The organism is Paenibacillus albicereus (assembly GCF_012676905.1).
Taxonomy (GTDB): Bacteria; Bacillota; Bacilli; order Paenibacillales; family Paenibacillaceae; genus Paenibacillus_O; species Paenibacillus_O albicereus.
Window position 1 is genome coordinate 2,244,915 of the sequence record NZ_CP051428.1, and the last position, 26,066, is coordinate 2,270,980.

The window sequence follows — 26,066 nt, forward strand, 5'->3', positions numbered from 1 at the left end:
AACGAGCATGAGCATCCAACAGCAAGCGAGCCACATTCAAGAAGCAGTCGACTATATCGCGTCCCGCAGTCCGGTCATGCCCCAAATCGGCCTGATTATGGGCTCGGGACTCGGCATCCTGGCCGATCTGATCGAGGAAGCCGTCACCATTTCGTACGAAAGCATCCCGCATTTCCCGGTATCGACGGTTGAAGGCCATGCCGGAGAGCTGCTCGTCGGCAAGCTGGGCGGCGTTCCGGTCATTCTGATGAAAGGCCGGTTCCACATGTACGAAGGATACGGAGCGGAGCTGACCGCATTTCCCGTGCGCGTCATGAAAGCGCTCGGAGCGGACAAGCTCGTCGTCACCAACGCGGCCGGCGGCATCAACACCGGGTACTCCGCCGGCGACCTGATGCTGCTGTCCGACCATATCAACTTCACGGGCCGCAACCCGCTCATGGGGCCGAACGACAGCGCCGTCGGCGTCCGGTTCCCGGACATGTCGGAAGCGTACAGCCGCCGTCTGCGCGCGCTCGCCAAGGAGATCGCCGCCGAGCAGGGCTTCGAGCTGCGCGAAGGCGTCTATCTCGCCGTGCTCGGGCCGTCCTACGAGACGCCGGCCGAGATCCGCATGATGCGGACGCTCGGAGCGGACGCGGTCGGCATGTCGACCGTGACGGAGGTGATCGCGGCGCGCCACTGCGGCCTCGAGGTCGTCGGCATCTCCTGCATCACGAACATGGCTTCGGGCATTCTGGATCAGCCCTTGTCGCATGAAGAAGTCATCGAGACGACAGAACGCGTCAAATCCCGCTTCCTGAATCTGGTGCAGACGCTCGTTTCGAGGCTCTAGGCCTATGTCGGAAGGCTGAAATGAGTCTTTCGGCTCGACGCGTTCTGACAGTCTTTTCTCTCTCTCCGTAGTATGATGGCCGTGATTCTAGAGGAAAGATGGAGAGGAATGGAATGATCGAGAACGTTCAGCTGCACCAGCAGATCGAGAGGCTGCGGGGACAAATGGTCGAGACGGCTTCGCTGAAAAATACGTTGCTGCACGGCGAGGTGCTGCAGATCAGCCAGACCTTGGATCTGCTCATCGTCCAGATCCAGGAAGAAAGGCTCACCCGACTCCGCAAATGACCGCCCCGGACGAAAGAGCCGGAGCTTTTCGCCAAGCAGGCTTCGCCTGCCGCAGGCAATGACGCGCATCGACGCCTCTTTGCCTCGGCCGGCGCAGCCTGCTTTTTTTGCTGCGTCCGCAGCCGGCTTCCGCCTCTTGGGAATATCCTCCATCGGATCGGGCAAGAATGGAAATCAGAAGAATGCCGTCCTGCACGAGCAGGCGGCCGACGATCCATTTCGAGGAGGGTACTTCTGTTGAAACGACTTACGGCTTTGCTTGCCGCTGCCATCGCGCTCACCCCGCTGGCGGCGGCCGCTCCCGCCAGCGCGGGCTCGACCATCCCCCATGACAGGCCTGCTTATGCGGCCGTGCAGCCGGACTCCGCCTCCGCGCCATCGCTTCTGCCGGACGCCTTGCAGGCGGACAGCGCGGCCGGAGCGCCCGCCGCATCCAGCGATCTCGCTCCTTCGGCGCGATCGGCGATCGTGATGGACGCGGACAGCGGCACCGTCATCTACGAGAAAAACAGCCATGACAAGCTGCCTCCGGCGAGCATCACGAAGATCATGACGATGCTGCTGATCGTCGAAGCGATCCAGGACGGAAAGCTCAAGCTGGCGGACAAGGTGTCGACGAGCGAATACGCCGCCTCGATGGGCGGCTCGCAGATTTTCCTGGAGCCCGGCGAGGAGATGACGGTCGACGACATGCTCAAGGGCATCGCGATGGCATCGGGCAACGACGCCTCGGTCGCGATGGCGGAGAAGATCGGCGGCACGGAAGCCGAGTTCGTCTCGATGATGAACGAAAAAGCGGCGCAGCTCGGCTTGACGGACACTCACTTCGCCAATCCGAACGGTCTCCCGGCGGCGGACCACTATACGTCGGCCCATGACATCGCCGTCATGTCGCGCGAGCTGCTGAAGCACAGCCTCATCACGAAGTACACCGGACAGTACCAGGACTACCTGCGCAAGGACAGCGAGAAGCCGTTCTGGCTCGTGAATACGAACAAGCTCGTACGCTTCTACTCCGGCGCCGACGGCCTCAAGACCGGCTATACGAGTGAGGCGAAATACTGCCTGTCCGCGACGGCGAAGCGCGACGGCATGCGGGTCGTGGCCGTCGTCATGGGCGAGCCGAACACGAAGACGCGCAACGCGGAGGTGTCGAGCCTGCTCGACTACTCGTTCGCGCAGTACGCCAACTATCCGATCCTCAAGAAGGGCGACAGCATGGGCACGCTTTCGATCGAGAAAGGCGTGCAGGGCAAGCTGCCGGTCACGGCGCAGCACAACTACAGCATCCTGCTGAAAAAAGGCGCGGCGGCCAAGGATATCCGGTACGAGATCAAGTGGAACGCGAGCATCAAGGCTCCCGTCAAGATCGGCGATCCCGTCGGCAAGCTGATCGTCTATCAAGGCGACCAGGTGATGAAGGACTTCCCGCTGGAAATGCCGGTGTCGGTCGAGAAGGCCGGCTGGTGGAAGCTGTTCAAGCGCTCGACGGGCAGCCTCTTCTCCTGACACAGCCCGCGGCCCGATTGCTGTCGCGGCCTGACGGCCAGCTTCTAGTTTTGTCGCCAGGCAGGAATGCGGACGCCCGGAAGAGAAATCCTCCTCCATTCAACGGGAGGAGTGAGCCGCGCAATGAGTCTTCATGTGGATCTGGAGCATCAGCGCCATATCTTGATCGTCCGTCTGAAGGGCGAGCTTGACCACCATACAGCCGATTCCGTCCGCATCCGGATGGAGGAGGAGATCCGGAGGGGCGGCAGCACCGACGTCATCCTCAGCCTCAAGGAGCTCGACTTCATGGACAGCTCCGGGCTCGGCGTCATCCTCGGACGCTACAAGCTGCTCAAGAGCCGGGGCGGCAAGATGGTCGTCTGCGACGCGAGTCCGGGCGTCTACCGCCTGTTCGAGCTGTCGGGACTGTTCAAGATCATGCCGATACACGACACCGAGAGCGATGCGCTCTCGAGCCTGGAGGTGGCTTTATGAGCGAGCGTCAGCCGGCAGCGGCCAATACGATGAAGCTGAGCTTCAGCGCGCGTTCGGAGAACGAAGCGTTCGCACGCGTCAGCGTGGCGGCGTTCATCTCCCAGCTGGACCCGACGATGGAAGAGCTGAACGATCTGAAAACGGTCATCTCCGAGGCGGTGACGAACTCGATCATCCACGGCTATGACAGCGACGCGGCCAAGCTCGTCCATATCCAGGCGACGATCAGCGGCGACTCGGTCACGATCGTCATCGCCGACGACGGCGGAGGCATCGAGGATCTGGAGCTCGCCCGTCAGCCTCTCTACACATCCAAGCCGGAGCTGGAGCGCTCGGGCATGGGCTTCACGATCATGGAGAACTTCATGGACAGCTTCGAGGTCACCAGCGAGCCCGGCCGCGGTACCCGCATCGCCATGACCAAGCGCATCGAATCCAAAAAGGCGCTGTACAATTAGGCGCATAGGGGCTGAAACATGGAAGCCGATCTGAAGAAGAACGCGGGTCCGTTCCTGGACGACGCGGAGGTGAAGCGCCTCATCGCGCTGAGCCAATCCGGGGATTCGCTCGCCAGGGACACGCTGGCCCGCTGCAACATCCGCTTGGTATGGTCGGTCGTACAGCGCTTCATGAACCGCGGCTATGAGCCCGAGGATCTGTTCCAGATCGGCTGCATCGGCCTGCTCAAGTCGGTGGACAAGTTCGACCTCAGCTACGAGGTCAAGTTCTCCACTTACGCCGTGCCGATGATTATCGGGGAGATCCAGAGATTCCTGCGGGACGACGGGACGCTCAAGGTGAGCCGCTCGCTCAAGGAGACGGCCAACAAGGTGCGCAAGGCGAAGGACGAGCTGGCCAAGACGCTCGGCCGGCTGCCGACGATCCGCGAGGTGGCGGAGTTCCTCGGCATCACGGCGGAGGACGTCGTCTTCGCGCAGGAGGCGAACAAGCCTCCCGCATCCATCCACGAGACGGTATTCGAGAACGACGGGGACCCGATTACGCTGATGGACCAGATCGAGGGCGAGTCGGGCGAGCGCTGGTTCGACAAGCTCGCTCTGAACGAAGCGATCGGCGGCCTCAGCGAGCGGGAGCGGCTGATCGTGTACCTACGCTACTACCGCGACCAGACCCAGTCCGAGGTGGCGGGACGGCTCGGCATCTCCCAGGTGCAGGTTTCCCGGCTGGAAAAGAAAATCCTCCAATCGATCAAAGAGCAGATCGCCCAATAGAGCATCGCATGCAAGCGCATCAAGCCAGCCGAGAGGCTGGCTTTTTTTGGCTTGCCCGGCCGCTGCCCGCCCGGGAGTAGCCGCGCCTTGGCCGTTCCATACTAACCAAGAGTCGGAAATCGTGGCGGAAGGAGGCGGCGTCATGTCGCGCAAACGAACGAATGCCGGTCCGGTTCCGGTCTACTTGCGGATGAAGAAGCGGATCGCCATCCCGCCGGAAGGGACGGTGAGGCTCGGCTCGGTCGTCCGGCTGCTCGCCGATGAGCCGCTCGCCGGGGAGCTGCGGCGCATTCCGCTCTATACCCACCGGCCCGAGGACGGCAATCGGGTCGTCATCGACGTGCTGCAGATCGTGAAGGCGCTGCGCGAGACGGCCCCCGAGGCGGTCATCGAGACGTACGGCGACCCGCAGGTGCTCATCCTGGTCGAGACTCCGTCCACCCGCTCGCCTCGGCTCGCCGTGCTTGCCGGCGCCTGGCTGCTTCTCTTTTTCGGTGCGGGGCTGGCGATCATGAATTTCCACACGGACGTGAGCATGAAGGAGGTGCATCAGCGGATCGCCTTCCTGCTGACGGGCAAGGAATCGCTGCATCCGCTCTGGTTCCAGATCCCGTACTCGGTCGGCGTGGGGCTTGGCATGGTGCTGTTTTTCAACCATCTGTTCCACAAGAAGCTGAACGAGGAGCCGAATCCGCTGGAGCTGGAGATGTACAACTACCAGGAGAACATCAATGCCTACGTCGTCGCGGACGAAATGGGCAAAAAAGCGGGCCGAGTGGAGGGGCGGGACGATGGCTGACGCGCTGGCGGGGCTGTTCATGGCGCTGCTCGGTCTGGCCGGAGGCATCGCGGTCGGCAGCGGCATGGTCGCGCTGCTGATCGTCTTCGACCTCATCCCGAGGCTGGCGCAGCTCGCTCGGGCGTTCCGCCTGTCGGCGGTGTTCGAATCGGCGGTCGTCGGCGGCTCGCTGTTCTGGACTTGGGCGGACTTCTTCGGCTGGAAGGCGCCGCTGCCCGCAGCGCTGGCGCTGCCCTTGCCGGGACTGCTGTGCGGCGCCTTCATCGGCATGCTGGCCGCCGCTTTGACCGAGGTGATGAACGTGCTCCCGATATTGGCGAAGCGGCTTCGGCTGACCGGCTACCTGGGCGCGCTCGTCATGGCGATGGTGCTCGGCAAGACGGCGGGCTCGCTGTTCGATTGGCTGGTCTATCAATGGTAGGACAGGAGGAGGGAATACGATGACGAAATGGCAGAAGGTGAAGCGGCTGGAGCATCCCGAGCATGGGGAGCGTGCCGGACTTCAGTCGGAGCCGGCCGAGGACGCTGGCCGGGAAAGCGACGGATGGGAAGGGCTGCTGGAGGAGATCGACCGCCTGGAGCAAGCGGAGCGGGGGCATGAGCATGGCCCGGTCCGCAAGGAGGAACGCGCGACCGGCCGCGAGGACTGGATGGAGGCGATGCTGCTGGAAGCCTCGGCGGAGCCGGGCCGGCTGCCCGAGGACGGCTCCCGCCCGGCCGAAGCCGATCTGGCGGAGGCGCTGCTTTCGGACGACGGAGGCGACGAAGCGGAGCCGGAGCATCGCCGCCGGCGGGAGCGCAGCGGCGAGGAAGAGGACGCATGGGAAGCGGCTCTGCTGGACGGACCGGAGGAGGCCGGCCGAGCGGAAGCGACTCGGAGCGGCGGCCGGGAAGAACGGGAGCGGACCGCAGACGCGGAGCAGCGGGGACGGGAGCGAGACGGGAAGGATCGGAAGCGAGAAGGGAAGGATAGGGAACGGGACGGAGGAGCCGAACCTGAGCTCCGAGGCGATGCCGCGGAGCGCGAGAGCGGACGTGGAACGGAGCAGCGTTCCGGGCGCGGCGGCGACGGGCGCGATGGCCGCGCCGCCGGGTACGAGCGTGGGAGCCGACAGGAAGGCCAGCGGGATGGCGGCCGGGGCGCCGAGGAAGGACGCGAGGCCGGAGGGAGCCCGGAGGGCGGGAATTCCGCGCCGGGAACGGACGGGGACGCGCTTGAGCCGATCCCGGAGCGCATCGAGGCGTTCGTCGACCGCCTGAAGGATGAGGTCGGCTACAAGACGAGCTTCGACGTCATCGTCCGCGAGATGACGCTCGGCGGCAAGAAGACGGCCTTTTTCATGCTGAACGGCCTCTCCAGCGGCGTCATCATGACGGAGATCCTGCAGCGGCTGACGTTCCTGCAGACGGACAGCCTGTCGGCCGACGCGCTGCATTCGTTCATGAAGCTGTATGTGCCGGCGGTGCAGGTCGAGCAGGAGGACGACTGGAACATGATGCTTACGGCCGTGCTGAGCGGCTCGACGGGCATGTACATCGACGGCGAGAGCACGATGCTCATCCTCGATGCCAAAAGCTTCCCGATCCGCAATCCGGAGGAGCCGTCGCTCGAGCGGGTCGTGCGCGGCTCGCGCGACGGCTTCGTCGAGACGCTGCTCATGAACGTCTCGCTCGTCCGCAGGCGGCTGCGCGATCCGATGCTGCGCTACGAGATTCTGCGGGTCGGAGAACGGACGCGCAGCGACGTGTGCATCGCCTACATCGACGACATCGTGGACAAGGAGCTGCTCGAGTCGATCCGCGACAAGATTTCCGCCGTGAAGATCGACGGCCTGCCGCTCGCCGACAAGCAGCTGGAGGAAGCGACGGTCAAGCGCGGCTGGAATCCCTATCCGCTCGTACGCTATTCGGAGCGGCCCGATGTCGTCGCCTCGCATCTGCTGGAGGGCAACGTCGCGGTGTTCGTCGACACGTCCCCGAGCGTCATGATCCTGCCGACGTCGTTCTTCGATCTCGTGCAGCACGCCGAGGAGAACCGGCAGACGCCGTTCATCGGCACGTATCTTCGCTGGCTGCGCTTCCTCGGCATCCTCGCGTCGCTGTTCCTCGTGCCGATCTGGCTGCTGTTCGCGCTCAATCCGTCGATGCTGCCCCCGGCGCTGTCGTTCATCGGTCCGGCCAAGCTCAGCAAAATCCCGCTGGCGCTGCAGTTCCTGCTCGCCGAGGCCGGCATCGACCTGATGCGCATGGCCGCGATCCACACGCCGACCCCGCTCGCGCTGGCGATCTCGCTCGTCTCGGCGATTCTCGTCGGGGACATCGCCGTGCAGACCGGCCTGTTCGTCAACGAGGTCATCCTCTACATGGCCGTCGCCGCCGTCGGCATGTTCGCCACGCCGAGCTACGAGCTGAGCCTCGCCAACCGGATCGTGCGGCTGATGCTTATCTGCCTCGTCGCCCTGTTCCACGTGCCGGGGCTCGTCATCGGCTGGACGGCCGTATTCGTCATCCTCGTCATGCAGCGCTCGTTCAACCGACCGTACATGTGGCCGCTCATTCCGTTCGACGCCCGCGGCATGATGAACGTGCTGCTGCGCATGCCGGTGCTGGAGAACCGGAAGCGCCCGAACCTGCTCCGCCCGCAGCAGCGGGACAAGATGCCGGAGCACGGCGGCGGCTGACCCAGGGCGTTCGGCCGATGCAACAAATGCAAATGAAACGACAGAAAATCCATTACTCGTTCTCCCGAGGTTCGTTATACTGAGGTCACATTAGGACAAACGAACCCCGCTTGCCTGAGCCGGGGAGAAAGAGGTATCGACAACCATGCATCTTCACGGAACAGCAAAAATAAATGAGCACGGCCGCCTGGAGATCGGAGGCTGCGATACGAAGGATCTGGCGGAGCAGTTCGGCACGCCGCTGTATGTCGTCGACGAGGCGCTCGTCCGCCAGCGCGCCCGCGAATATGTCGAGGCGTTCCAGGCGTCCGGCTTCCGCTTCCAGGTCGCCTACGCGAGCAAGGCGTTCAGCACGGTCGCGATGTGCGCCATCGCCGAGCAGGAGGGCCTGTCGCTCGACGTGGTCAGCGACGGCGAGCTCTATACGGCGCTGCAGGCCGGCTTCCCGGCGGAGCGCATCCATTTCCACGGCAACAACAAGACGCCGTTCGAGATCGAGATGGCGCTCGACGCCGGCATCGGCTGCTTCGTCGCGGACAACTTCTCGGAGCTGCAGCTGCTGAACGCCATCGCCGCCTCCAAGGGCCGCAAGGCGAACATCCTGCTGCGCATCACGCCGGGCGTCGAGGCGCACACGCATGACTACATCTCGACCGGACAGCAGGATTCCAAGTTCGGCTTCGACCTCGCCGGCGGCGCCGCGTTCGAGGCGGTGCGCCAGGCGCTCGGCCTGGAGCATCTCGTGCTGCTCGGCGTGCACTCGCATATCGGCTCCCAGATTTTCGAGGTCGAAGGCTTCCGCATGGCGGCAGCCAAGGTCGCGGAGTTCGCCGTCGACGTCAAGGCCAAGCTCGGCCAGACGTTCCGCGTCATCAACCTGGGCGGCGGCTTCGGCATCCGCTATACGTCCGAGGACAGCCCGCTTCCGGTGCGCGACTATATCGGCGCGATTACGGACGCGATCCGCACCAACTTCACCGACGCCGGCTATCCGCTTCCGGAGATCTGGGTCGAGCCGGGCCGCAGCATCGTCGGCGACGCCGGCACGACGCTGTACACCGTCGGGACGAGCAAGGACATTCCGGGCGTCCGCAAGTACGTCGCCGTCGACGGCGGCATGACGGACAACCCGCGCCCGGCGCTCTACGAGTCCAAGTACGAGGCCGTGCTGGCCAACCGCGCCGCCGAGCCGGCCGTCGAGACGGTGTCCGTCGCCGGCAAGTGCTGCGAGAGCGGGGACATGCTCATCTGGGACCTGGAGCTGCCCAAGGCCGAGACGGGCGATCTGCTCGCGGTGTTCTGCACCGGCGCGTACAACTACGCGATGGCGTCCAACTACAACCGCATCCGCCGTCCGGCTGTCGTGCTGGTCAAGGACGGTCAGGCCGACGTCGCGGTGAAGCGCGAGTCGCTCGAGGACATCTCGCGCAACGACGTGCTGCCGGAACGTCTGCGCAAGGTCGAAGTCCAGCCGTAAGCCGCTTCAAGCGGGCCTCCCTCGGGAGGCCCGCTTTGCGTTGGCGGCTGGCTCTAGTGTATGATAGATGCGTACATAGCTTTTATTTTGGAAAGGCAGGAGTGATGCGAAGTGGCAAAACAAGCGAAAATCACGCTCGAAAACGGCGGCGAGGTCTTGCTGGACCTGTTCGAGAAGGACGCGCCGAATACGGTGGCGAACTTCGAAAAGCTGGCGAACGAAGGCTTCTATAACGGACTCGCGTTCCACCGCGTCATCCCGGGCTTCGTCGCGCAAGGCGGCTGCCCGAACGGCACCGGCACCGGCGGACCGGGCTACACGATCGACTGCGAGATCAACCCGAACAAGCATGAGCGCGGCTCGCTCGCGATGGCTCATGCCGGACGGAATACCGGCGGCAGCCAGTTCTACATCTGCTACCAGCCGCAGCCGCATCTTGACGGCGGACATACCGTCTTCGGCAAGGTCACCAAAGGCATGGAATACGTCGATGCGTTCAAAGGCCGCGACAAGATGGCCAAAGTCGAAATCGTCGAAGCTTGATCGTGCGGATGAGAAGGCTCTCGCTTGAGAGCCTTCTTGTTCTTTAATTCCGACCTTCCCGCTTGCTTTTTAGGCAACGGGCAAGTAAGATGAGATTCAAAGCGAACCTTCGGGGACGGGTGCAATTCCCGAACCGGCGGTGATCCGTTCCTACGCGTCTTCGGCATGCGCCGCGGCTCGCCGGGATCGGTCAGTCCGTGACCCGCATGCACTCCCGCGCTGCCCTCCATCCGAGGATGCGTGGAGAGCGCATGCGGCTGACCTGGTGCGATTCCGGGACCGACAGTATAGTCTGGATGGGAGAAGGCTCGCTGCAAGACAGGCACGCATAGAGGAAGCTCCTCCGCTCGATGGAGGAGTCTGTTCAAGTCCGCCGCTTTGGCTGCAGGATGGAATTCGGCGCACGTGCGCCGGATCTGCCGTAGGCCCGGGCCGGTCGGTCTGTTCCCGCATTTCCGAGCGGCTTATTTGCCGTCCGGAAGCTCCGGGCTCTTGCAGCTGTCTCGCGGCGACGATCCGATTACCCGTCACCCCCGAAGGGCGCCACAGGCGTCAATCGGGGGTGTTTTTGCATTGAGGGAAACGATCGATGATCGATTTTACATGGAGCTTGCGCTCGGCATGGCGGCCAAGACGGCCGGCCAGACCGGAATCAACCCGGCCGTCGGCTGCGTCGTCGTCAAGGACGGCCGCATCGTCGGCCTCGGCGCCCATCTCAAGCGGGGCGAGGGGCATGCGGAGGTGCATGCGCTGGCCATGGCGGGAGAAGAAGCTCGGGGAGCGACGGCCTACGTCACGCTGGAGCCGTGCAGCCATTACGGCCGCACGCCGCCTTGCAGCGATCGCTTGATCGCCGCCGGCATCGCCCGCGTCGTCGTCGCCGAGCTCGATCCGAATCCGCTCGTCTCGGGCACCGGCATGGCCAAGCTGCAGGCGGCCGGCATCGAGACGGAGGCGGGCGTCATGGAAGCAGAGGCTCGGCGGCGAAGCGAGCCGTTCCGCAAGTTCATCACGACCCGGCTGCCGTACGTCACGCTCAAGACGGCCTCCACGCTGGACGGCCGCATCGCGACCGCGAGCGGCGACAGCCGCTGGGTGACCGGGCCGGAGGCGCGAGCGGCCGTGCATGCGATGCGCCATCGCCATATGGGCATCCTGGTCGGCATCGGCACCGTGCTGGCGGACGATCCGAGCCTGACGACGCGTCTGGACGTGCCGGGCTTGCATCCGGTCCGGATCGTCGCCGATTCGGCCTTGCGGCTGCCGCTGGATTCGAAGCTCGTTCGCGACGGAGCCGCGCCGACGATCGCGCTGGCGTCTGGAGCCGCCGACGAAGGCCGGGCCGAGGCGCTGAGGGCGGCCGGCGTCGAGGTCATCCGCTGCGGCATTGGAGCCTCTGTGGAGCTGCAGGAAGCGATGCGGCTGCTCGGCGAACGCGAGATCGGCTCCATCCTGCTCGAAGGCGGCGGGCGTCTGAACGGCTCGATGCTGGCGGCGGGGCTGGTAGACCGGATCTGCGTGTTCCTGGCGCCCAAGATCATCGGCGGAGAGGATGCCCCCTCGTCGTTCCGCTTCGCCGGCTTCGAGCGGATGGCGGACGCGATCGAGCTGGACGACGTCGAGGTAGAGCGGTACGGACGCGATGTTTGCATCAGCGGCAAGCCTGCCGCCGGGGGAGGGATCGGCTGACATGTTCACGGGGTTGATTGAAGAAATCGGGGAGCTGCGCGGCGTCGCTCGAAAAGGCGAGGCGCTCGTGCTCCGCATCGGAGCCGCCAGCGTGCTGGAGGGCGTCCGGCTGGGCGACAGCATCGCCGTCAACGGCGTCTGCCTGACGGTCACCGGCTGGAGCTCGGACAGCTTTGAGGCCGACGTCATGCCGGAGACGTACCGGCATACGAATCTCGGCGAACTGCCCGCGGGCAGCCCGCTCAACCTGGAGCGGGCGATGCGGGCGGACGGCCGCTTCGGCGGCCACATCGTCCAAGGCCATGTGGACGGCATCGGGCGGATCGCGGAGCGCAGGGCGTACGCCAACGCGGTGCTGTTCACGATCCGGCTGGAGGACGAGGGCTTGCGCCGCTACATCATCCCGCGCGGCTCGATCGCGGTGGACGGCGTCAGCCTGACGGTGACGGAGGCGGGGGAGGGGGTATTTTCCGTGTCGATCATTCCGCATACGCTGGCCGAGACCGTGCTGCAGCGCAAGCACCCGGGCGCGACCGTCAATCTCGAATGCGACGTGCTCGGCAAATATGTCGACCATTTGCTGCGGTTCGGCGGACGGGCGGAAAGCGCCGATTCCGGCAAGCCGGGACGCGCGGCCGGCGGTTCGCTTAGCGCGGCCTTCCTGGCGGAGAACGGATTCGCATGAGACAAGGGAACGAAGGAGGAGACAGCATGGAACGATTCGATCATCAAGACGCCAGCGAGCCGTTCGATACGATCGAAGACGCCGTCCAGGATTTGCTGGCCGGCAAGCCGGTCATCGTCGTCGACGACGAGGATCGCGAGAACGAAGGCGATCTCATCGCGCTCGCCGACACGATTTCGCCGGCCGTCATCAATTTCATGATTACCGAGGCGCGGGGGCTCGTCTGCGTGCCGATCGCGGCGGATCGCGCCCGGGAGCTCGACCTGCCGCCGATGGTCGCCCGCAATACGGATTATCACGGCACGGCGTTCACGGTGTCCGTCGACCATATCCGCACGACGACCGGCATCTCCGCGCATGAGCGCGCCGAGACGGTGCGGGCGCTCGTCGACGGCGCGGCACGGGCCGACGATTTCCGCCGGCCGGGCCATATCTTTCCGCTGATCGCCAAGGACGGCGGCGTGCTGCGGCGAGCCGGCCATACGGAGGCGGCGATCGATCTGGCCAAGCTGTGCGGCGCCAAGCCGGGTGGGGTCATCTGCGAGATCATCCGCGAGGACGGCACGATGGCGCGCCTCCCGGACCTGGTGGATTTCAAGCGCAAGCACGGCCTCAAGCTGATTACGATCCAGTCGCTGATCGAGCATCGCAATCGCCGCGAGCAGCTGGTGGAGCGGGTCGTCGAAGTGAACATGCCGACCGATTTCGGCGTCTTCCGCGCGGTCGCCTATACGAACGAGGTCGACGGCAAGGAGCATGTCGCTTTTGTCAAAGGAGAGATCGACCCGGAGCAGCCGACGCTCGTGCGGGTGCACTCGGAATGCCTGACCGGAGATGTGTTCCACTCCCGGCGCTGCGACTGCGGCCCGCAGCTGGCGGCGGCGCTGCGGCAGATCGAGGAGGCGGGCAGCGGGGTGCTGCTCTACATGCGGCAGGAGGGGCGCGGCATAGGCCTCATCAACAAGCTCAAGGCGTATCAGCTCCAAGAGCAGGGACTCGATACGGTAGAAGCCAACCTGAAGCTCGGGTTCGGTCCCGATCTGCGGGAATACGGCATCGGAGCGCAGATTCTGCGCGATCTCGGCGTGCGCCGGATGCGGCTCATGACCAACAATCCGCGCAAGATCCGCGGCCTCGAGGGCTACGGGCTGAGCGTGGCCGAACGGGTTCCGATCCAGATGGAGCGCAACGAGAGCAACACGAATTACTTGAATACGAAAAAAACGAAGCTCGGCCATCTGTTGGAGTTTGAAATTTAAGCCGAATAAATTAAAATAGAAGGATGGGTTCAAAAACATGACGAAATATTACGAAGGACATCTGGTATCGCAAGGGCTGAAATACGGCGTCGTCGTCGGCCGCTTCAATGAGTTCATCACCGGCAAGCTGCTGAGCGGCGCCCTGGACGCATTCAAGCGCCACGGCGCAAGCGAGGACGAGGTGGAGGTCGCCTGGGTGCCGGGCGCGTTCGAGATTCCGCTGATCGCCCAGAAGATGGCGGAGAGCGGCAAGTATGACGCCGTCATCACCCTCGGAGCCGTCATCCGGGGCTCTACGCCGCATTTCGACTACGTCTGCAGCGAGGTCGCCAAAGGCGTCGCCGCGATCAATCTCAAGACCGGCGTGCCGACGATCTTCGGCGTGCTGACGACGGACTCGATCGAGCAGGCGGTGGAGCGCGCAGGGACCAAGGCCGGCAACAAGGGCTGGGAAGCCGCCGCCGCCGCGATCGAGATGGCGAATCTGACGCGGGCGATCCAAGGCTGAGGAGCGCGCGAGGCGAACGACTCCGCGATACCGGCCATCAGGAAGAGGTGAAGCGGCATGAGCCTATTGTACAAACTGGAAGCATTCGAAGGGCCGCTGGATTTGCTGCTTCACTTGCTGGATCGGGAAGAGATCGATATCTACGACATCCCGATCAGCCGGATCACGGATCAGTACATGGACTACCTGCACGCGATGCAGGAGTTCGAGCTGGACGTGACGAGCGAGTTTCTCGTCATGGCCGCCACGCTGCTCGCGATCAAGAGCGGGCAGCTGTTGCCCCGCCCTCCCGTCATGGACGAGTACGAGGACGCCTGGGACGAGGAGGACATGCTCGATCCGCGCGACGAGCTCGTGCAGAAGCTGGTGGAGTACCGCCGCTACAAGCAGATCGCCGAGCATCTGCGCGACCGCGAGATGGCGCGCAGCCTCGTCTACAGCAAGGAGCCCGAGGATCTGACGACGTTCATGAAGGAGGACGATGCCCATCCGCTGGAGGGACTCGACCTCGGCGACATCATGGCGGCGTTCCGCCGGGCGCTGCGCAAGGCGGCGAGGCGGACGCACGTCGCCCGCATCCATCGGGACGAGATATCCGTCAAGGATCGCATCCGCGACATCTCCGAGCTGCTGCGGACGCATGAGACCGCGCTGTTCTCGCGGCTCGTCGGCGAGGCGGTGGAGCGGCACGAGATCGTCGTGACGTTCCTGGCGATCCTCGAGCTGATGAAGATGAAGCAGGTCCGCGTCTTCCAGAACAGTCTGTTCGATGATATCGTCATCCATTGGAGAGGGGAAGCGTCGGATCGTGATGGTGCAGCAGCTGAAATCAATTATTGAAGGACTTTTGTTCATGGCAGGCGACGAGGGACTGACGGTCCGGCAGATCGCCGAGATCGTCGAGATCGACCAGCGCCTGTCGGAGGATCTCGTGCGCGAGCTCAAGAGCGACCTGGAGCAGGCCGGGCGCGGCATCCGCATCGCGGAGGTGGCCGGGGCGTTCCGCTTCACGACGCATCCGGACCATGCGCCTTATTTCGAACGGATGGCCTACTCTCCGTCCCGCTCGACGCTGTCGCAGGCGGCGCTGGAGACGCTGGCGATCATCGCGTACCGGCAGCCGATCACGCGCGTGGAGATCGAGGAGATTCGCAGCGTCAAGAGCGAAAAGGCGATCCAGACGCTCGTCGCGAAGGATCTGATCGAGGAAAAAGGACGCGCCGAGCAGATCGGCCGGCCGATTCTGTACGGCACGACGCGCTCCTTTCTCGACCACTTCGAGCTCGGCTCGCTCGAGGCGCTGCCGGAGCCGGCGGCGATCACGCCCGAGGCGGAGCTTGAGGAGCAGACCCAGCTTCTGTTCGGCCGCCTGGACAGCCGCCGGGCTTCGCTCGACGAGGAATTTTAGCTTCTTCCCAAAAGATCGGCCAAAGCGCCGGTCTTTTTTGTCATTTCTGGGCATGCTAACCGAGAAAGGCGGCGTGACGGATCACGGTCGGTTCAAGCTGCCGAATGACGGAAAGGGGGCGGAGGGGATGGGGGCATGGTTCGGCTGGCTGGGGATCATTCTCGTGCCGCTGCTGCTGCTCGCCGCGATCGCGGCCGTTCCGGTGCGCGCCCGCGCCCAGCTGTCGCGGCATGAGGGCGACGACAATCTTTCCCTTCAGGTGAAGACGCTTTTCGGGCTGCTCAAGTTCAACTGGGAGATTCCGATGATGAAGCTCGGAGGCAAGGGGCTGCAGGTGGAAGAGCTCGCGCGGGCAGACAGTCCGTCGCTGCTGCATACCGAATCGGACGTGAAAAAGGATATCGGTCCCTCCCGCATCGCCGAGCTGCTGCAGGACGCCTGGAAGCTGCTGCGCCGGACGGAGAACCTGACCGGCTTGGTGCGGCGCCTGCTGAACAAGGTGGAGATCAGCCGCTGGACGTGGCGGACGACGATCGGCGCCGGAGATGCGGTATGGACGGCGATGGCGACCGGCGCGGCCTGGTCGCTGCAAACGACGGCGCTCGGCCTGCTCTCGCAGCTGTGCCGGCTGAACGCGCAGCCCCAAATGGAGGTGCGGCCCGACTACCGGGCGGCGCGGCTGGAGACGAGCTTCGACTGCATAGCGGAAATCCGCTTGGGCAATGCTATCCTTGCCGGACTGCAGCTGCTGGTCCGGATGATGAGAACGGAAGGAGGCGTCAGACTGTGGCAGAACATCCTATTCAAGGCCTGATGCAGACCGCCATGGAAAATATCAAGGAAATGGTGGACGTCAATACGATCGTCGGCGATCCCGTGCAGACGCCGGACGGCAGCGTCATCATGCCGATCAGCAAGGTCGGCTTCGGCTTCGTGGCCGGCGGCAGCGACATCCGCATGGACGGCGGCGCGCGCAGCAGCTCGACCCATGCCGACGGGCACAACGCGCAGGTCGCTCTGCCGTTCGGCGGCGGAAGCGGCGGCGGCGTATCGATCACGCCGATCGCGTTCCTCGTCGTCGGCACGCAGGGCGTGCGCGTCGTTCCGCTCGACAACCAGACGCATCTGGTCGAGCGCGTCATCGACGCGGTGCCGGGAGCTTTCGAGAAGATCCAAGGCATGTTCCGCCATCACGACGGAGTCGAGCGCGTCGAGAGCACTCTTATCACGAGCGATCCGATCCTTTAGCCGCGACGACCAGATGTGTCGCCGGCTGCAAGCGGCTGTCCTCCCGGGAGGACAGCTTTTTTGCCGTTCCGGCGGGCTTGTTCATATCGGACGGACAAGATACATACAATGGCAGCAGGAGACGGGAGCCGCGAGCGGCTTTCGCATGCCGGGAGGAGGAACGATACCGTGGCAATTGCAGGTGCGTGGAAACGAACGGCCGCCGCCGCCGCAGGTCTTGCGCTGCTCGGCGCGAGCCTGCTTTCGGCGCCGGCGGCGAAGGCGGCGGACGCGGCGGACGCCCCCCGTCCGCCGGCTACGAGCGCAAAGGCAGCCGCGCTGATCGACGTCGAGTCGGGCCGGCTGCTCTACAGCAGCGAGTCGGCCGACGAGCCGATGCGGATCGCCAGCCTGACCAAGATCATGACGGCGATCACGGCGATCGAGGAAGGCGACCTGGAGAGCATGGTCACGGTCGGGCAGCGCGCGGTCGGCAAGGAAGGCTCGTCGATTTATTTGAAGCTGGGCGAGAAGATGAAGCTGAAGGACATGCTGTACGGCCTCATGCTGCGCTCCGGCAACGACGCCGCTACGGCCATCGCGGAGCATGTCGGCGGCTCGGAGGAAGGCTTCGTCAAGATGATGAACGACAAGGCCGCTTGGATCGGGCTGGAGCGCTCGACCTTCATGAATCCGCACGGGCTCGATCAGGAAGGCCATCTGTCGACGGCGAACGATCTGGCGAAGCTGACCGCTTATGCGCTCAAGAATCCAGTGTTCGCGGACATCGTCGGCACGAAGGTGCACAAGGCGCCGAACCCGTTCGACAGCTGGGACTACAGCTGGGCGAACAAGAACAAGATGCTCGCCCTGTACGAGGGCGCCGACGGCGTCAAGACCGGCTATACGAAGACGGCGCTGCGCTGCCTCGTCAGCTCGGCGACGAGAGACGGCCAGCAGCTGGCCGTCGTCACGCTCAATGACCGGGATGACTGGCGTGACCATGCGTCGATGCTGGACTGGGGCTTCGAGCATTACCGGCTCAAGACGCTCGCCGCGAAAGGAGAGCGGCTGAAAGGCTATCCGCTGGCGTCGGGCCGGCAGCTGCGGTATCCGCTGGCGGAAGGGGAGGATGCGGGCCTGTCCAACCGCCTCGTGCTGCTCAGCCCGGAAAAGGACGCGCTCGCCTACTCGCTCGGCGAGCGGGGACGGCTCGAGTGGACGCTGGACGGACGTCCGATCGGCGCCGTCCCGATCTACGAAGCGGGCAGTTCGCGGATCGGCCAGCCGGATCGCGCGACGGCATCGTTCCGGCCAGGCGGGATGTTCCCCAGCCGGCCGGCAAGCCTCGGCGCGGCGCTGTCGCGAAGCCTGAAGGCGCTGTTCGCGGCGGGAGGGGAGTGAGCCGATGGTCAACTGGATCTGGCTCGGCTTCATCGTCATTAGCGTCGTCGTGGCCGCCGCGACCGGACGCATGGATGCGGTCACGCAGGCGGCATTCGACGGGGCGAAGAACGGGGTGACGATCTGCTTCGGCCTCGTCAGCATCCTCGTCTTCTGGATGGGGCTGATGCGCATCGCCGAGGACGCCGGCCTGCTCGCCCGGCTCGCCCGGCTGCTCAGCCCGTTCGTCCGGCTGCTGTTTCCCGACGTGCCCAAGGGCCATCCCGCGATGGGCTACATCATGAGCAACATGAGCGCCAACATCCTCGGGCTCGGCAACGCCGCCACGCCGATGGGCATCAAGGCGATGCAGGAGCTGCAGAAGCTGAATCCCGATCCGGGGACGGCGACGCCGGCGATGTGCACGCTGCTGGCGCTGAACACGTCCAGCATTACGCTCGTGCCGACGACGCTGATCGCGATCCGCATGAATTACGGCTCGGCCAATCCGGCGGAGATCGTCGGCACGACGCTGGCGGCGACGGCGGTCGCGACGGCAGCGGCGATCCTGCTCGACCGCTGGTACCGGAGCCGGAGCAAGCAGCCGCCGCTGGCGCCGCCGGCAGGAGGAGCGGGGAGCCTCCCGCGCCGTGCCGCGCGTTCGGCGGGCCGGCTCCTCGGACGGCGCGAGCTGCCTCCGGAAGCGTAAAGGGGGAGGAGCATGTATTCGATCATCAACCTGCTGTCGATCTGGATGATCCCCGCCATCATCGCCTTCATTCCTTTATATGGCGCGTTCCGCAAGGTTCCGGTGTACGAGACGTTTACCGAGGGCGCCAAGGAGGGCTTCGGCACCGCCATCGGCATCATCCCGCATCTGGTCGGCATGATGGTCGCGATCAGCATGTTCCGCGCCTCCGGCGCGCTGGACTACGTGACCGGAGCGATGGAGCCGCTGCTGCGGCATCTCGGCATCCCCGGCGAGGTGCTGCCGCTATCGCTGTTGCGGCCGCTGACCGGAGCGGGCTCGCTCGCCTTCACCTCCGATCTGATCGCGACGCACGGACCGGACAGCATGATCGGGCGGATCGCCTCGACGATCCAGGGCAGCACGGATACGACGCTGTACGTGCTCACGGTCTACTTCGGAGCCGTCGGCATCCGGCGCACGCGCTACGCGCTCAAGGTCGGCCTGATGTCCGACCTGGTCGGCTTCCTTGCCGCCGTGTTCATCTGCCTGTACGTGTTCGGCTGACCTGATGAAACGGCTCTTTTCCGCCGTGTTCATCTGCCTGTACGTATTCGGCTGCCTCCATCGCCGGCCTCCTCTTCCTCCGGAAGAGCGGGGCCGGCTGCTGCCGGTTCCGGAGGTCGCGGCTCCTTGTGCTTTTTCGGGACAATCGGTATGATGGTGGGTGAGGTGAACTTAATTGGAACGATTACAAAAAATCCTCGCCGCCGCCGGAGTCGCCTCCCGCCGCAAGTGCGAGGAGCTGATCGCCAGCGGAGCGGTCGAGGTGAACGGAAAAGTGGTCCGCGAGCTCGGAACGAAAGCGGATCCCGCAACGGATGAGATCACGGTCAAGGGCAAGCGGATCGCCTCCGAGAAAAAAATCTATCTCATGATGAACAAGCCGAAAGGCGTCATCACGAGCGCGTCCGATCCGAAAGGGCGCAAGATCGTCAGCGACTTCCTGCCCGGCATCAAGGAACGGGTCTATCCGGTCGGAAGGCTGGACTACGATACGGAAGGGCTGTTGCTGCTGACGAACGACGGCGAATTCGCCAACCTGCTGACGCATCCGAGCCATCACGTCCCTAAGACGTATCTCGCGACCGTCAAGGGCGTGCCTCACGGCAGCGCGCTGGAAAGGCTGCAAAAGGGCATCAAGCTCGAGGACGGCATGACCGCTCCGGCTGAAGCGGACTATCACGACGTCGACGTGGATGCCGGAGTCGCGACGATCTCGATCACCATCTATGAAGGCCGCAACCGCCAGGTTCGCCGCATGTTCGATGCGATCGGACACCCGGTCGCCCGGCTCAAGCGGATCAAGTTCGGCCATCTCGGTCTCGAGAACATGCAGCGCGGCAAGTTCCGCCATCTGACGCTGTCCGAGATCAAGGAGCTGCGCGACGCGGCGCTTTCACATAATAGTCACAAAAAGTAACGGGGCCGCAAGCTGCTCCGTCTCTTCTTGACGTTATAATGAAGAGGAAGAACGCTTACATAAGGTGGTGGCACGAAAGATGAAGGGCGCTGCCCGCAAGCCGGTGCAAATCCTCATTTTCCTCGGCGTCTTGCTGCTGGGCGGTTATGCCATCGGCAAGACGCTGTTTGCGTCGAAGGAAGGCCTTCCGATGCCGGGCGACAAGCCCCCGGCCTTCACGCTTTCGACGCTGGACGGCCGGACGGTGTCGCTGTCGGATTACGAGGGCAAGCCCGTCGTCCTCAACTTCTGGGGCAGCTTTTGCCCGCCATGCGTCAAGGAGATGCCGGAGTTCCAGCGTCAATACGACAAATGGAAGAGCGAAGGGCTGGAGGTGCTCGCGATCAATCTCAGCGAGGACAACCTGACCGTCCGCAACTTCGTCGCGGGCAAGAACCTCACCTATCCGATCCTGCGCGATGTCGACAAGGAAACCGAGCGCAGGTATCGACTCCGCTCCTATCCGACGACCTTTTTCATTCGCCCGGACGGCATTCTGGAGGAAGTGTACCAGGGGGGCATGACGGAGCAGGACATCGAGGAGCGCGTGCTCAAGTTGATCGAGCAGAGCTGACGCCTGCCCTGCTCCAAGGCATACTAGCATCACGATAGGAGGCTACACCGGTGTTCCAAAACACCAAATGCGAATGCGGCCATCAGAACCCGACCGGAACCGTGCTCTGCGAGTCGTGCGGCCGCTCGCTCGATGAGGGAGGCTCGGCCGAGGAGCTGCTCGAGATGCGCTACGACGGCGCGGCTCGCCGCTCCCAGAAAAGCCGGCCCTCCGTGTTGGACCGGGTCTGGAATTTCTTCTCCTCGGTCAAGATCGCCGTCTACATGATCGTCATCACGCTGGTCGGGGCTTCGCTCGGCACGATCTACCCGCAGGAGAGCACGTTCCTCACGACGCAGGATCTCGGCGACTATTACCGCGACACTTACGGCACGTCGGGCGAAATTTATTACGCGCTCGGCTTGTCCCATACGTTCGAGTCGTGGTGGTTCATCACGCTGCTGGTGCTGATCGGCACCTCGCTCGTCATCTGCAGCCTCGACCGCGTGCTGCCGCTGTACCGCGCGCTGAACAAGCAGCAGATCCGCAAGCATGAGTCGTTCCTGCTGCGTCAGCGAGCGGCTTACCGCGGGGACATCGAGGGCGACCCCGATGCCTGGGTCGACCGCTTCGAGCAGGCCGCCCGCAAGCGGCGCTACAAGGTCATCCGCAAGGACGGCGCGGTGCTCGCCGAGAAGCACCGGTTCAGCCGCTGGGGGCCGTACATCAACCACATCGGACTGATCGTCTTCCTGCTAGCCGTCCTGGCGCGAGCGGTTCCGGCCTGGCAGATGGACCAGTACGTCACGATTCCCGAGGGCGATACGGTCCGCATCGAAGATACGAACTACTACGTCAAAAACGAGAAATTCACCGTAGAGTTTTACGACGACGAGGAGCTTCCGCAAGAGCTCAAGGGAACGCTGCGGGCGAAGCTGTACCGGACGGACGCCGTTCTGTACGAATGCACCGCCGGCTGCACGGCGGCCGCCGGCAAGCCCGAGCTCAAGGAAGTCGCCCGCCACCCGATCGAAGTCAACAGCCCGCTGGAATACGACGGGCTCAAGCTGTACCAGTTCGACTTCGACAATACGGCCATCTTGCGGGAGGTCAAGCCGGTCGTCATCAACAAGCAGACGGGGGAAGCCTACGGGCCGTTCACGCTCGCGATGCGCGATCCCGAGACGTCGTTCGAGGTCGGACCGTACCGGCTGGAGCTGAAGCAGAACTTCATGGAGTTCGCCATCGGCGAGGACGGCAATCCGATCACCAAGTCGCGGGACCCCAAAGCTCCGGCGTTCATCTTCCTCGTCCACGGCCCCGGGCTGGACGAGCAGGGAGAGCCGTACATCTACTTCCCGATGCAGAAGGACAAAGCCGCCTTCAGCCAGGACAAGCTGAACGCGGCGATCGCGGATCGGCTGGAAATCAAGGTGAACGGCATGGAGAACGTGCATTTCGTGGAATACACGACGTTCCTCAACGTCCGCAAAGACCTGGCGATGCCGTACATCTGGGTCGGTCTCGGCATCTCGATGCTCGGCCTCGTCATGGGAGCCTACTGGCATCATCGCCGCATCTGGCTGCGCATCGACGGCAGCACCGCGACGATCGGCGCGCACACGAACAAAAACTGGTACGGCATGAGGGCGGATCTCGCAGCGGCGCTCAAGGCGGCTGGCAACGAGACCGATCCAAAGAGCTTGGATAACGGAGGGAATCGGACGTGAATTGGCTTGATTTCAGCAGCTCCGCTTTCATAGCGGCATTTTTCCTGTATTGCTTCGGCTTCCTTTTCTACGTGATGGCGATCGCCGGACGCAAATGGAGCCACGGCGATCCGGCCGGACATGAACGCAAATGGGGACGCATCGCATTCATCGTCTCGGCGCTCGGCCTGGCAGCGCACCTGGCGTTCTTCTTCACCCGCTGGATCGGGCAGGGCCATATCCCGGTCAGCAACATGTACGAGTTCATGACGTTCCTCGGCATGGCGGTCATGCTCGCCTTCGTCATCATCTTCCTGATCTACCGCAAGCCGATTCTCGGCATGTTCGCCTTGCCGCTCGTCATCATCATCATCGCCTACGCCTCCGTGTTCCCTCAGGAATCGCAGCCGCTCATTCCCGCGCTCAATTCCTACTGGCTGAAGATCCACGTGACGACGGCCGCGCTCGGCGAAGCGTTCCTGGCCGTCGGCTTCGCGGCCGGCCTGCTGCATCTGCTGCGGACCATCGATTACGCCAGCGACGCGAAGAACGCGCGGCGCGAGCGGTTCTGGATCGAAGTGACGATGTTCATGCTGATCGTCGCTGTCGGCTTCATCATCAGCGTGTTCAGCTTCCGCATGGCCGGCTACGAGGCCGAATTCCGGCAGGAGACGGCGGACGTGACCCAGGCGGGAGAAGCCGTCTCCAATGTCGAGACCGTCCGCTATACGATGCCGCCGATCGTCCAGCCGTTCAACAGCGAGCTGCTGCACGCGGATGCTTTCCTCGGCGTGGACAAGCCGCTGCTTGAGGCGCCGTCCTGGATGAACGGCATCAATGCCGGACGCAAGCTCAACACGGTCATCTGGTCGCTGCTGACCGGCGCGATCCTGTACGGCCTGCTGCGCCTCGCCTTCCGCAAGCAGCTCGGAGCCGTCATCCATCCGATGACGACCGACATCGATCCCGACGACTTGGACGAAATCAGCTACCGGGCGATCGCGATCGGCTTCCCGATCTTCACGCTCGGCGCGCTCATCTTCGCCATGATCTGGGCGCAGATCGCCTGGTCCCGCTTCTGGGGCTGGGATCCGAAGGAAGTATGGGCGCTCATCACCTGGCTGTTCTACAGCGCCTATCTCCATCTGCGGCTGTCGCGCGGCTGGCACGGCAAGCGCTCGTCCTGGCTTACGGTCATCGGATTCGTTATTATTATGTTTACGCTGATAGGCGTCAATCTGGTCATCGCCGGCCTGCACTCGTACGCCGGAGTATAAAGGACTACCAAAGGAGCCGTGCCGCATGAGTGAATACGTGCACCGCATCCTCGTCGTCGACGACGAGGAGCGGATCCGTCGCTTGCTGAAAATGTACCTGGAAAAGGAAGGCTACCAGATCGAGGAAGCCGATGACGGCGAGCAGGCGCTGAGGCTCGCTTCCGGCCAGGACTTCGATCTGATCCTGCTTGACGTCATGCTTCCGGGCATGGACGGCATCGAGGTGTGCAGCCGGCTCAGGCAGATCAAGGCCACTCCGGTCATCATGCTCACCGCCAAGGGAGAGGAGATGAACCGCGTGCAAGGCTTCGAGGTCGGCGCGGACGACTACGTCGTCAAGCCGTTCAGCCCGCGCGAGATCATCTACCGGGTCAAGGCGATCCTGCGCCGCTCTTCCGCTACCGCGTTCCTGACGCGAGAGAGCGCGGCGAGCAGCAATATCGTCTTTCCTCATCTGGTCATCGAGCATGATGCCCATCGCGTCACCGCCGGCGGGCAGGAAGTCAGCCTGACGCCCAAGGAGTACGAGCTGCTCCATTATTTGGCCGTCAGTCCGGACAAGGTGTTCTCGCGCGAGGAGCTGCTCAAGGACGTCTGGAACTACGAGTTCTTCGGCGATCTGCGCACGGTCGACACCCATGTGAAGCGGCTGCGGGAAAAGCTCAACAAAGTCTCGTCGGAAGCGGCTGCCATGATTACGACCGTCTGGGGAGTCGGCTACAAGCTCGAGGTTCCGAAGTAACCGATGCGCTGGCTGTGGAGAAGCGTCGTCGGCAAGCTGTGGATTACGATCATGCTGCTCGTGGCGGTCGTGCTGATTATACTCGGCATGTTCCTATTGCAGTATATCGATATCGCTTTTGACGAGCCGTTCCGGGTCAAGCTGCTGTTCGTCTACATCGGAATCATCGGGTTCCTGCTGTCCACGTTCTTCGCCTTTTTCCTCTCCAGCAAGATCACCCAGCCGCTGCTTCAGCTCAAGGACGCGGCCAACCTGATCTCGGAGGGGGACTACCGCACGCGCGTGCCGATCCGGTCCTCGGACGAAATCGGCGAGCTGGCGGGGGCGTTCAACCGGATGGGAGCGGACCTGCAGGAGTTCTTCACCGATCTGAGCCACGAGAAGGAGCATCTGTCGAGTGTGCTCCGCAGCATGGCCGACGCGGTGCTCACGATGGATGCTTCCGGTCGGATCGTCCTGACCAATCCTCCCGGCGAGCGCCTGCTGGAGCGGCTTCGCATGGCAGACTGGGACGAAGAAGAGGATCGGGCGGCCGCGCCCGATGCCGCGCCAGGGCCGCTGAGGGAGCTGTTCCGCACCGTCATCGCGGAGGGCAGCGACCTGAGCGAAAAGCTGCAGGTGCAAGGAGGAGTCTGGTCGGTCGTCATGGCGCCGCTCAAGTCTGACGATACGGTGCGCGGGGTCGTCGCGGTGCTCCGCGACGTGACGGAGGAGCATCGGCTGGAGAAGCTGCGGCGGGATTTCGTGGCCAACGTATCCCATGAAATACGGACGCCGCTATCCATGCTGCAAGGCTACAGCGAGGCGCTGCTGGACGACATCGCGGCATCGCCGGAGGAGCGACGCGAGCTCGTGCAGGTCATCCACGACGAGTCGCTGCGCATGGGCCGCCTCGTCAAGGATCTCCTCGATCTGGCCCGCATGGAGGCCGGTCACGTGGAGCTCAGCCTGGCCCGTGTCGACCTCGACCCGCTGCTGCGGCGGGTCGCGCGCAAATTCAGCGTGTACACGGGAGACAGGGGCATCCTCCTGGAGGTGGAAGCCCCGGACGAGCCGGTCGTGCTCATGCAGGCGGACGAGGACCGGCTGGAGCAAGTGCTGACCAATCTGCTCGATAATGCCGTGCGCCACAGTCCCGACGGCTCGCGCATCCGCCTCGCTCTCGGGATGAGCGGAGCGCAGGGAGGCCGGCAAGCGAAGCTGGAGGTCGAGGACGAAGGCCAGGGCATTCCGGAGGAGGACGTGCCGTTCATCTTCGAGCGGTTCTACAAGGCGGACAAGGCTCGCAAGCGCGGCTCCTCCGGAGGAACCGGGCTCGGCCTGGCGATCGTCCGCAACATCGTCGAAGCCCACCACGGAAGCATCCAGGTCCAGTCCAAAATCGGACGAGGCACGACATTCACGCTGCTGCTGCCTGTCGAACCGAATCCGATCTTGTCTTGACACCCTTTTCGAAGGGTGTTTTTTTGTTGAAGCAAAGGGGCAAATCTTGTTGCATGTGGAACAAACGCGCGAACGCTCCCGGAAAAAACGAAAAAGGCCGTCCTGGCATGGACGGCCTTGCGCTTGGTCGGGT

Annotated in this window: 28 protein-coding genes and 1 riboswitch; all 28 genes read left to right on the forward strand. The window is 63.9% G+C overall.

Going from position 1 to position 26,066, the window contains the following annotated elements; all coding sequences use genetic code 11:
• Positions 1-7: 7 nt before the first annotated feature.
• The 28 genes from HGI30_RS09785 (at position 8) to HGI30_RS09920 (ending at position 25,933) form a co-directional block, all read left to right on the forward strand.
• Positions 8-835, forward strand: coding sequence for a purine-nucleoside phosphorylase (locus tag HGI30_RS09785; RefSeq protein ID WP_168907391.1), 828 nt, complete (start codon positions 8-10; stop codon positions 833-835).
• Between the two features lie 113 nt (positions 836-948).
• Positions 949-1,122, forward strand: coding sequence for an aspartyl-phosphate phosphatase Spo0E family protein (locus tag HGI30_RS09790; protein ID WP_168907392.1), 174 nt, complete (start codon positions 949-951; stop codon positions 1,120-1,122).
• Positions 1,123-1,506: 384 nt separating this feature from the next.
• Positions 1,507-2,631, forward strand: coding sequence for a D-alanyl-D-alanine carboxypeptidase family protein (locus HGI30_RS09795; protein ID WP_407945035.1), 1,125 nt, complete (start codon positions 1,507-1,509; stop codon positions 2,629-2,631).
• A gap of 123 nt (positions 2,632-2,754) precedes the next feature.
• The gene (gene spoIIAA / locus HGI30_RS09800; RefSeq protein WP_168907393.1) at positions 2,755-3,108 is read left to right on the forward strand and encodes an anti-sigma F factor antagonist; all 354 of its coding nucleotides are present in this window, start codon (positions 2,755-2,757) and stop codon (positions 3,106-3,108) included.
• Positions 3,105-3,566, forward strand: a complete 462-nt coding sequence (gene spoIIAB / locus HGI30_RS09805; RefSeq protein WP_407945019.1) for an anti-sigma F factor — start codon at positions 3,105-3,107, stop codon at positions 3,564-3,566. The genes spoIIAA and spoIIAB overlap by 4 nt, the downstream gene beginning before the upstream one ends.
• Before the next feature lie 18 nt (positions 3,567-3,584).
• Complete coding sequence (sigF, locus tag HGI30_RS09810) at positions 3,585-4,340, forward strand: RNA polymerase sporulation sigma factor SigF (protein ID WP_168907394.1); 756 nt, start codon at positions 3,585-3,587, stop codon at positions 4,338-4,340.
• Between the two features lie 142 nt (positions 4,341-4,482).
• A complete protein-coding gene (locus HGI30_RS09815) occupies positions 4,483-5,139 on the forward strand; it encodes a stage V sporulation protein AA (protein WP_168907395.1) in 657 nt (218 codons plus the stop codon).
• Positions 5,132-5,560, forward strand: a complete 429-nt coding sequence (locus tag HGI30_RS09820; protein ID WP_168907396.1) for a stage V sporulation protein AB — start codon at positions 5,132-5,134, stop codon at positions 5,558-5,560. Before HGI30_RS09815 ends, HGI30_RS09820 begins: the two co-directional genes overlap by 8 nt.
• A gap of 415 nt (positions 5,561-5,975) precedes the next feature.
• The gene (locus HGI30_RS09825) at positions 5,976-7,820 is read left to right on the forward strand and encodes a spore germination protein (RefSeq protein ID WP_407945036.1); all 1,845 of its coding nucleotides are present in this window, start codon (positions 5,976-5,978) and stop codon (positions 7,818-7,820) included.
• Positions 7,821-7,965: 145 nt separating this feature from the next.
• Positions 7,966-9,297 carry a diaminopimelate decarboxylase gene (lysA, locus tag HGI30_RS09830; RefSeq protein WP_168907397.1) on the forward strand — a complete coding sequence of 444 codons (1,332 nt, stop codon included), beginning with the start codon at positions 7,966-7,968 and terminating at the stop codon, positions 9,295-9,297.
• Positions 9,298-9,408: 111 nt separating this feature from the next.
• A complete protein-coding gene (locus HGI30_RS09835; protein WP_168907398.1) occupies positions 9,409-9,840 on the forward strand; it encodes a peptidylprolyl isomerase in 432 nt (143 codons plus the stop codon).
• A gap of 101 nt (positions 9,841-9,941) precedes the next feature.
• Positions 9,942-10,152: riboswitch (FMN riboswitch) on the forward strand.
• Between the two features lie 261 nt (positions 10,153-10,413).
• Complete coding sequence (ribD, locus tag HGI30_RS09840; RefSeq protein WP_235680374.1) at positions 10,414-11,529, forward strand: bifunctional diaminohydroxyphosphoribosylaminopyrimidine deaminase/5-amino-6-(5-phosphoribosylamino)uracil reductase RibD; 1,116 nt, start codon at positions 10,414-10,416, stop codon at positions 11,527-11,529.
• Between the two features lies 1 nt (position 11,530).
• A complete protein-coding gene (gene ribE / locus HGI30_RS09845; RefSeq protein ID WP_168907399.1) occupies positions 11,531-12,214 on the forward strand; it encodes a riboflavin synthase in 684 nt (227 codons plus the stop codon).
• A gap of 26 nt (positions 12,215-12,240) precedes the next feature.
• Complete coding sequence (locus HGI30_RS09850; RefSeq protein ID WP_235680375.1) at positions 12,241-13,473, forward strand: bifunctional 3,4-dihydroxy-2-butanone-4-phosphate synthase/GTP cyclohydrolase II; 1,233 nt, start codon at positions 12,241-12,243, stop codon at positions 13,471-13,473.
• 37 nt (positions 13,474-13,510) lie between these two features.
• On the forward strand, positions 13,511-13,981 hold the full coding sequence (gene ribH / locus HGI30_RS09855; RefSeq protein ID WP_168907401.1) for a 6,7-dimethyl-8-ribityllumazine synthase: 471 nt from the start codon (positions 13,511-13,513) through the stop codon (positions 13,979-13,981).
• Between the two features lie 57 nt (positions 13,982-14,038).
• Entirely contained in the window at positions 14,039-14,821 is a 783-nt protein-coding gene (locus HGI30_RS09860) for a segregation and condensation protein A (RefSeq protein ID WP_168907402.1), read from the forward strand.
• Positions 14,793-15,389: an SMC-Scp complex subunit ScpB gene (scpB, locus tag HGI30_RS09865; protein ID WP_407945037.1), complete on the forward strand. Its 597-nt coding sequence runs from the start codon at positions 14,793-14,795 to the stop codon at positions 15,387-15,389. The genes HGI30_RS09860 and scpB overlap by 29 nt, the downstream gene beginning before the upstream one ends.
• Before the next feature lie 127 nt (positions 15,390-15,516).
• Positions 15,517-16,203 (forward strand): DUF2953 domain-containing protein, encoded by a 687-nt coding sequence (locus HGI30_RS09870; RefSeq protein ID WP_168907404.1) that lies wholly within the window; start codon positions 15,517-15,519, stop codon positions 16,201-16,203.
• Positions 16,176-16,637 (forward strand): GerW family sporulation protein, encoded by a 462-nt coding sequence (gene ytfJ, locus HGI30_RS09875; protein ID WP_028599815.1) that lies wholly within the window; start codon positions 16,176-16,178, stop codon positions 16,635-16,637. Before HGI30_RS09870 ends, ytfJ begins: the two co-directional genes overlap by 28 nt.
• Before the next feature lie 168 nt (positions 16,638-16,805).
• Positions 16,806-18,020, forward strand: a complete 1,215-nt coding sequence (locus HGI30_RS09880) for a D-alanyl-D-alanine carboxypeptidase family protein (protein WP_407945020.1) — start codon at positions 16,806-16,808, stop codon at positions 18,018-18,020.
• Between the two features lie 4 nt (positions 18,021-18,024).
• Positions 18,025-18,708: a nucleoside recognition domain-containing protein gene (locus HGI30_RS09885; RefSeq protein WP_168907406.1), complete on the forward strand. Its 684-nt coding sequence runs from the start codon at positions 18,025-18,027 to the stop codon at positions 18,706-18,708.
• A 12-nt stretch (positions 18,709-18,720) separates the two neighbouring features.
• Complete coding sequence (locus HGI30_RS09890) at positions 18,721-19,254, forward strand: spore maturation protein (protein WP_168907407.1); 534 nt, start codon at positions 18,721-18,723, stop codon at positions 19,252-19,254.
• 175 nt (positions 19,255-19,429) lie between these two features.
• Positions 19,430-20,170 carry a pseudouridine synthase gene (locus HGI30_RS09895; RefSeq protein ID WP_168907408.1) on the forward strand — a complete coding sequence of 247 codons (741 nt, stop codon included), beginning with the start codon at positions 19,430-19,432 and terminating at the stop codon, positions 20,168-20,170.
• A 79-nt stretch (positions 20,171-20,249) separates the two neighbouring features.
• Entirely contained in the window at positions 20,250-20,783 is a 534-nt protein-coding gene (locus HGI30_RS09900) for a redoxin domain-containing protein (protein ID WP_168907409.1), read from the forward strand.
• 50 nt (positions 20,784-20,833) lie between these two features.
• Positions 20,834-22,492, forward strand: coding sequence for a cytochrome c biogenesis protein ResB (gene resB / locus HGI30_RS09905; RefSeq protein WP_168907410.1), 1,659 nt, complete (start codon positions 20,834-20,836; stop codon positions 22,490-22,492).
• Complete coding sequence (gene ccsA, locus HGI30_RS09910) at positions 22,489-23,748, forward strand: cytochrome c biogenesis protein CcsA (protein ID WP_168907411.1); 1,260 nt, start codon at positions 22,489-22,491, stop codon at positions 23,746-23,748. The genes resB and ccsA overlap by 4 nt, the downstream gene beginning before the upstream one ends.
• 25 nt (positions 23,749-23,773) lie before the next feature.
• Entirely contained in the window at positions 23,774-24,490 is a 717-nt protein-coding gene (locus tag HGI30_RS09915; protein ID WP_168907412.1) for a response regulator transcription factor, read from the forward strand.
• A 3-nt stretch (positions 24,491-24,493) separates the two neighbouring features.
• Positions 24,494-25,933: a HAMP domain-containing sensor histidine kinase gene (locus tag HGI30_RS09920; protein WP_168907413.1), complete on the forward strand. Its 1,440-nt coding sequence runs from the start codon at positions 24,494-24,496 to the stop codon at positions 25,931-25,933.
• Positions 25,934-26,066: the final 133 nt, after the last annotated feature.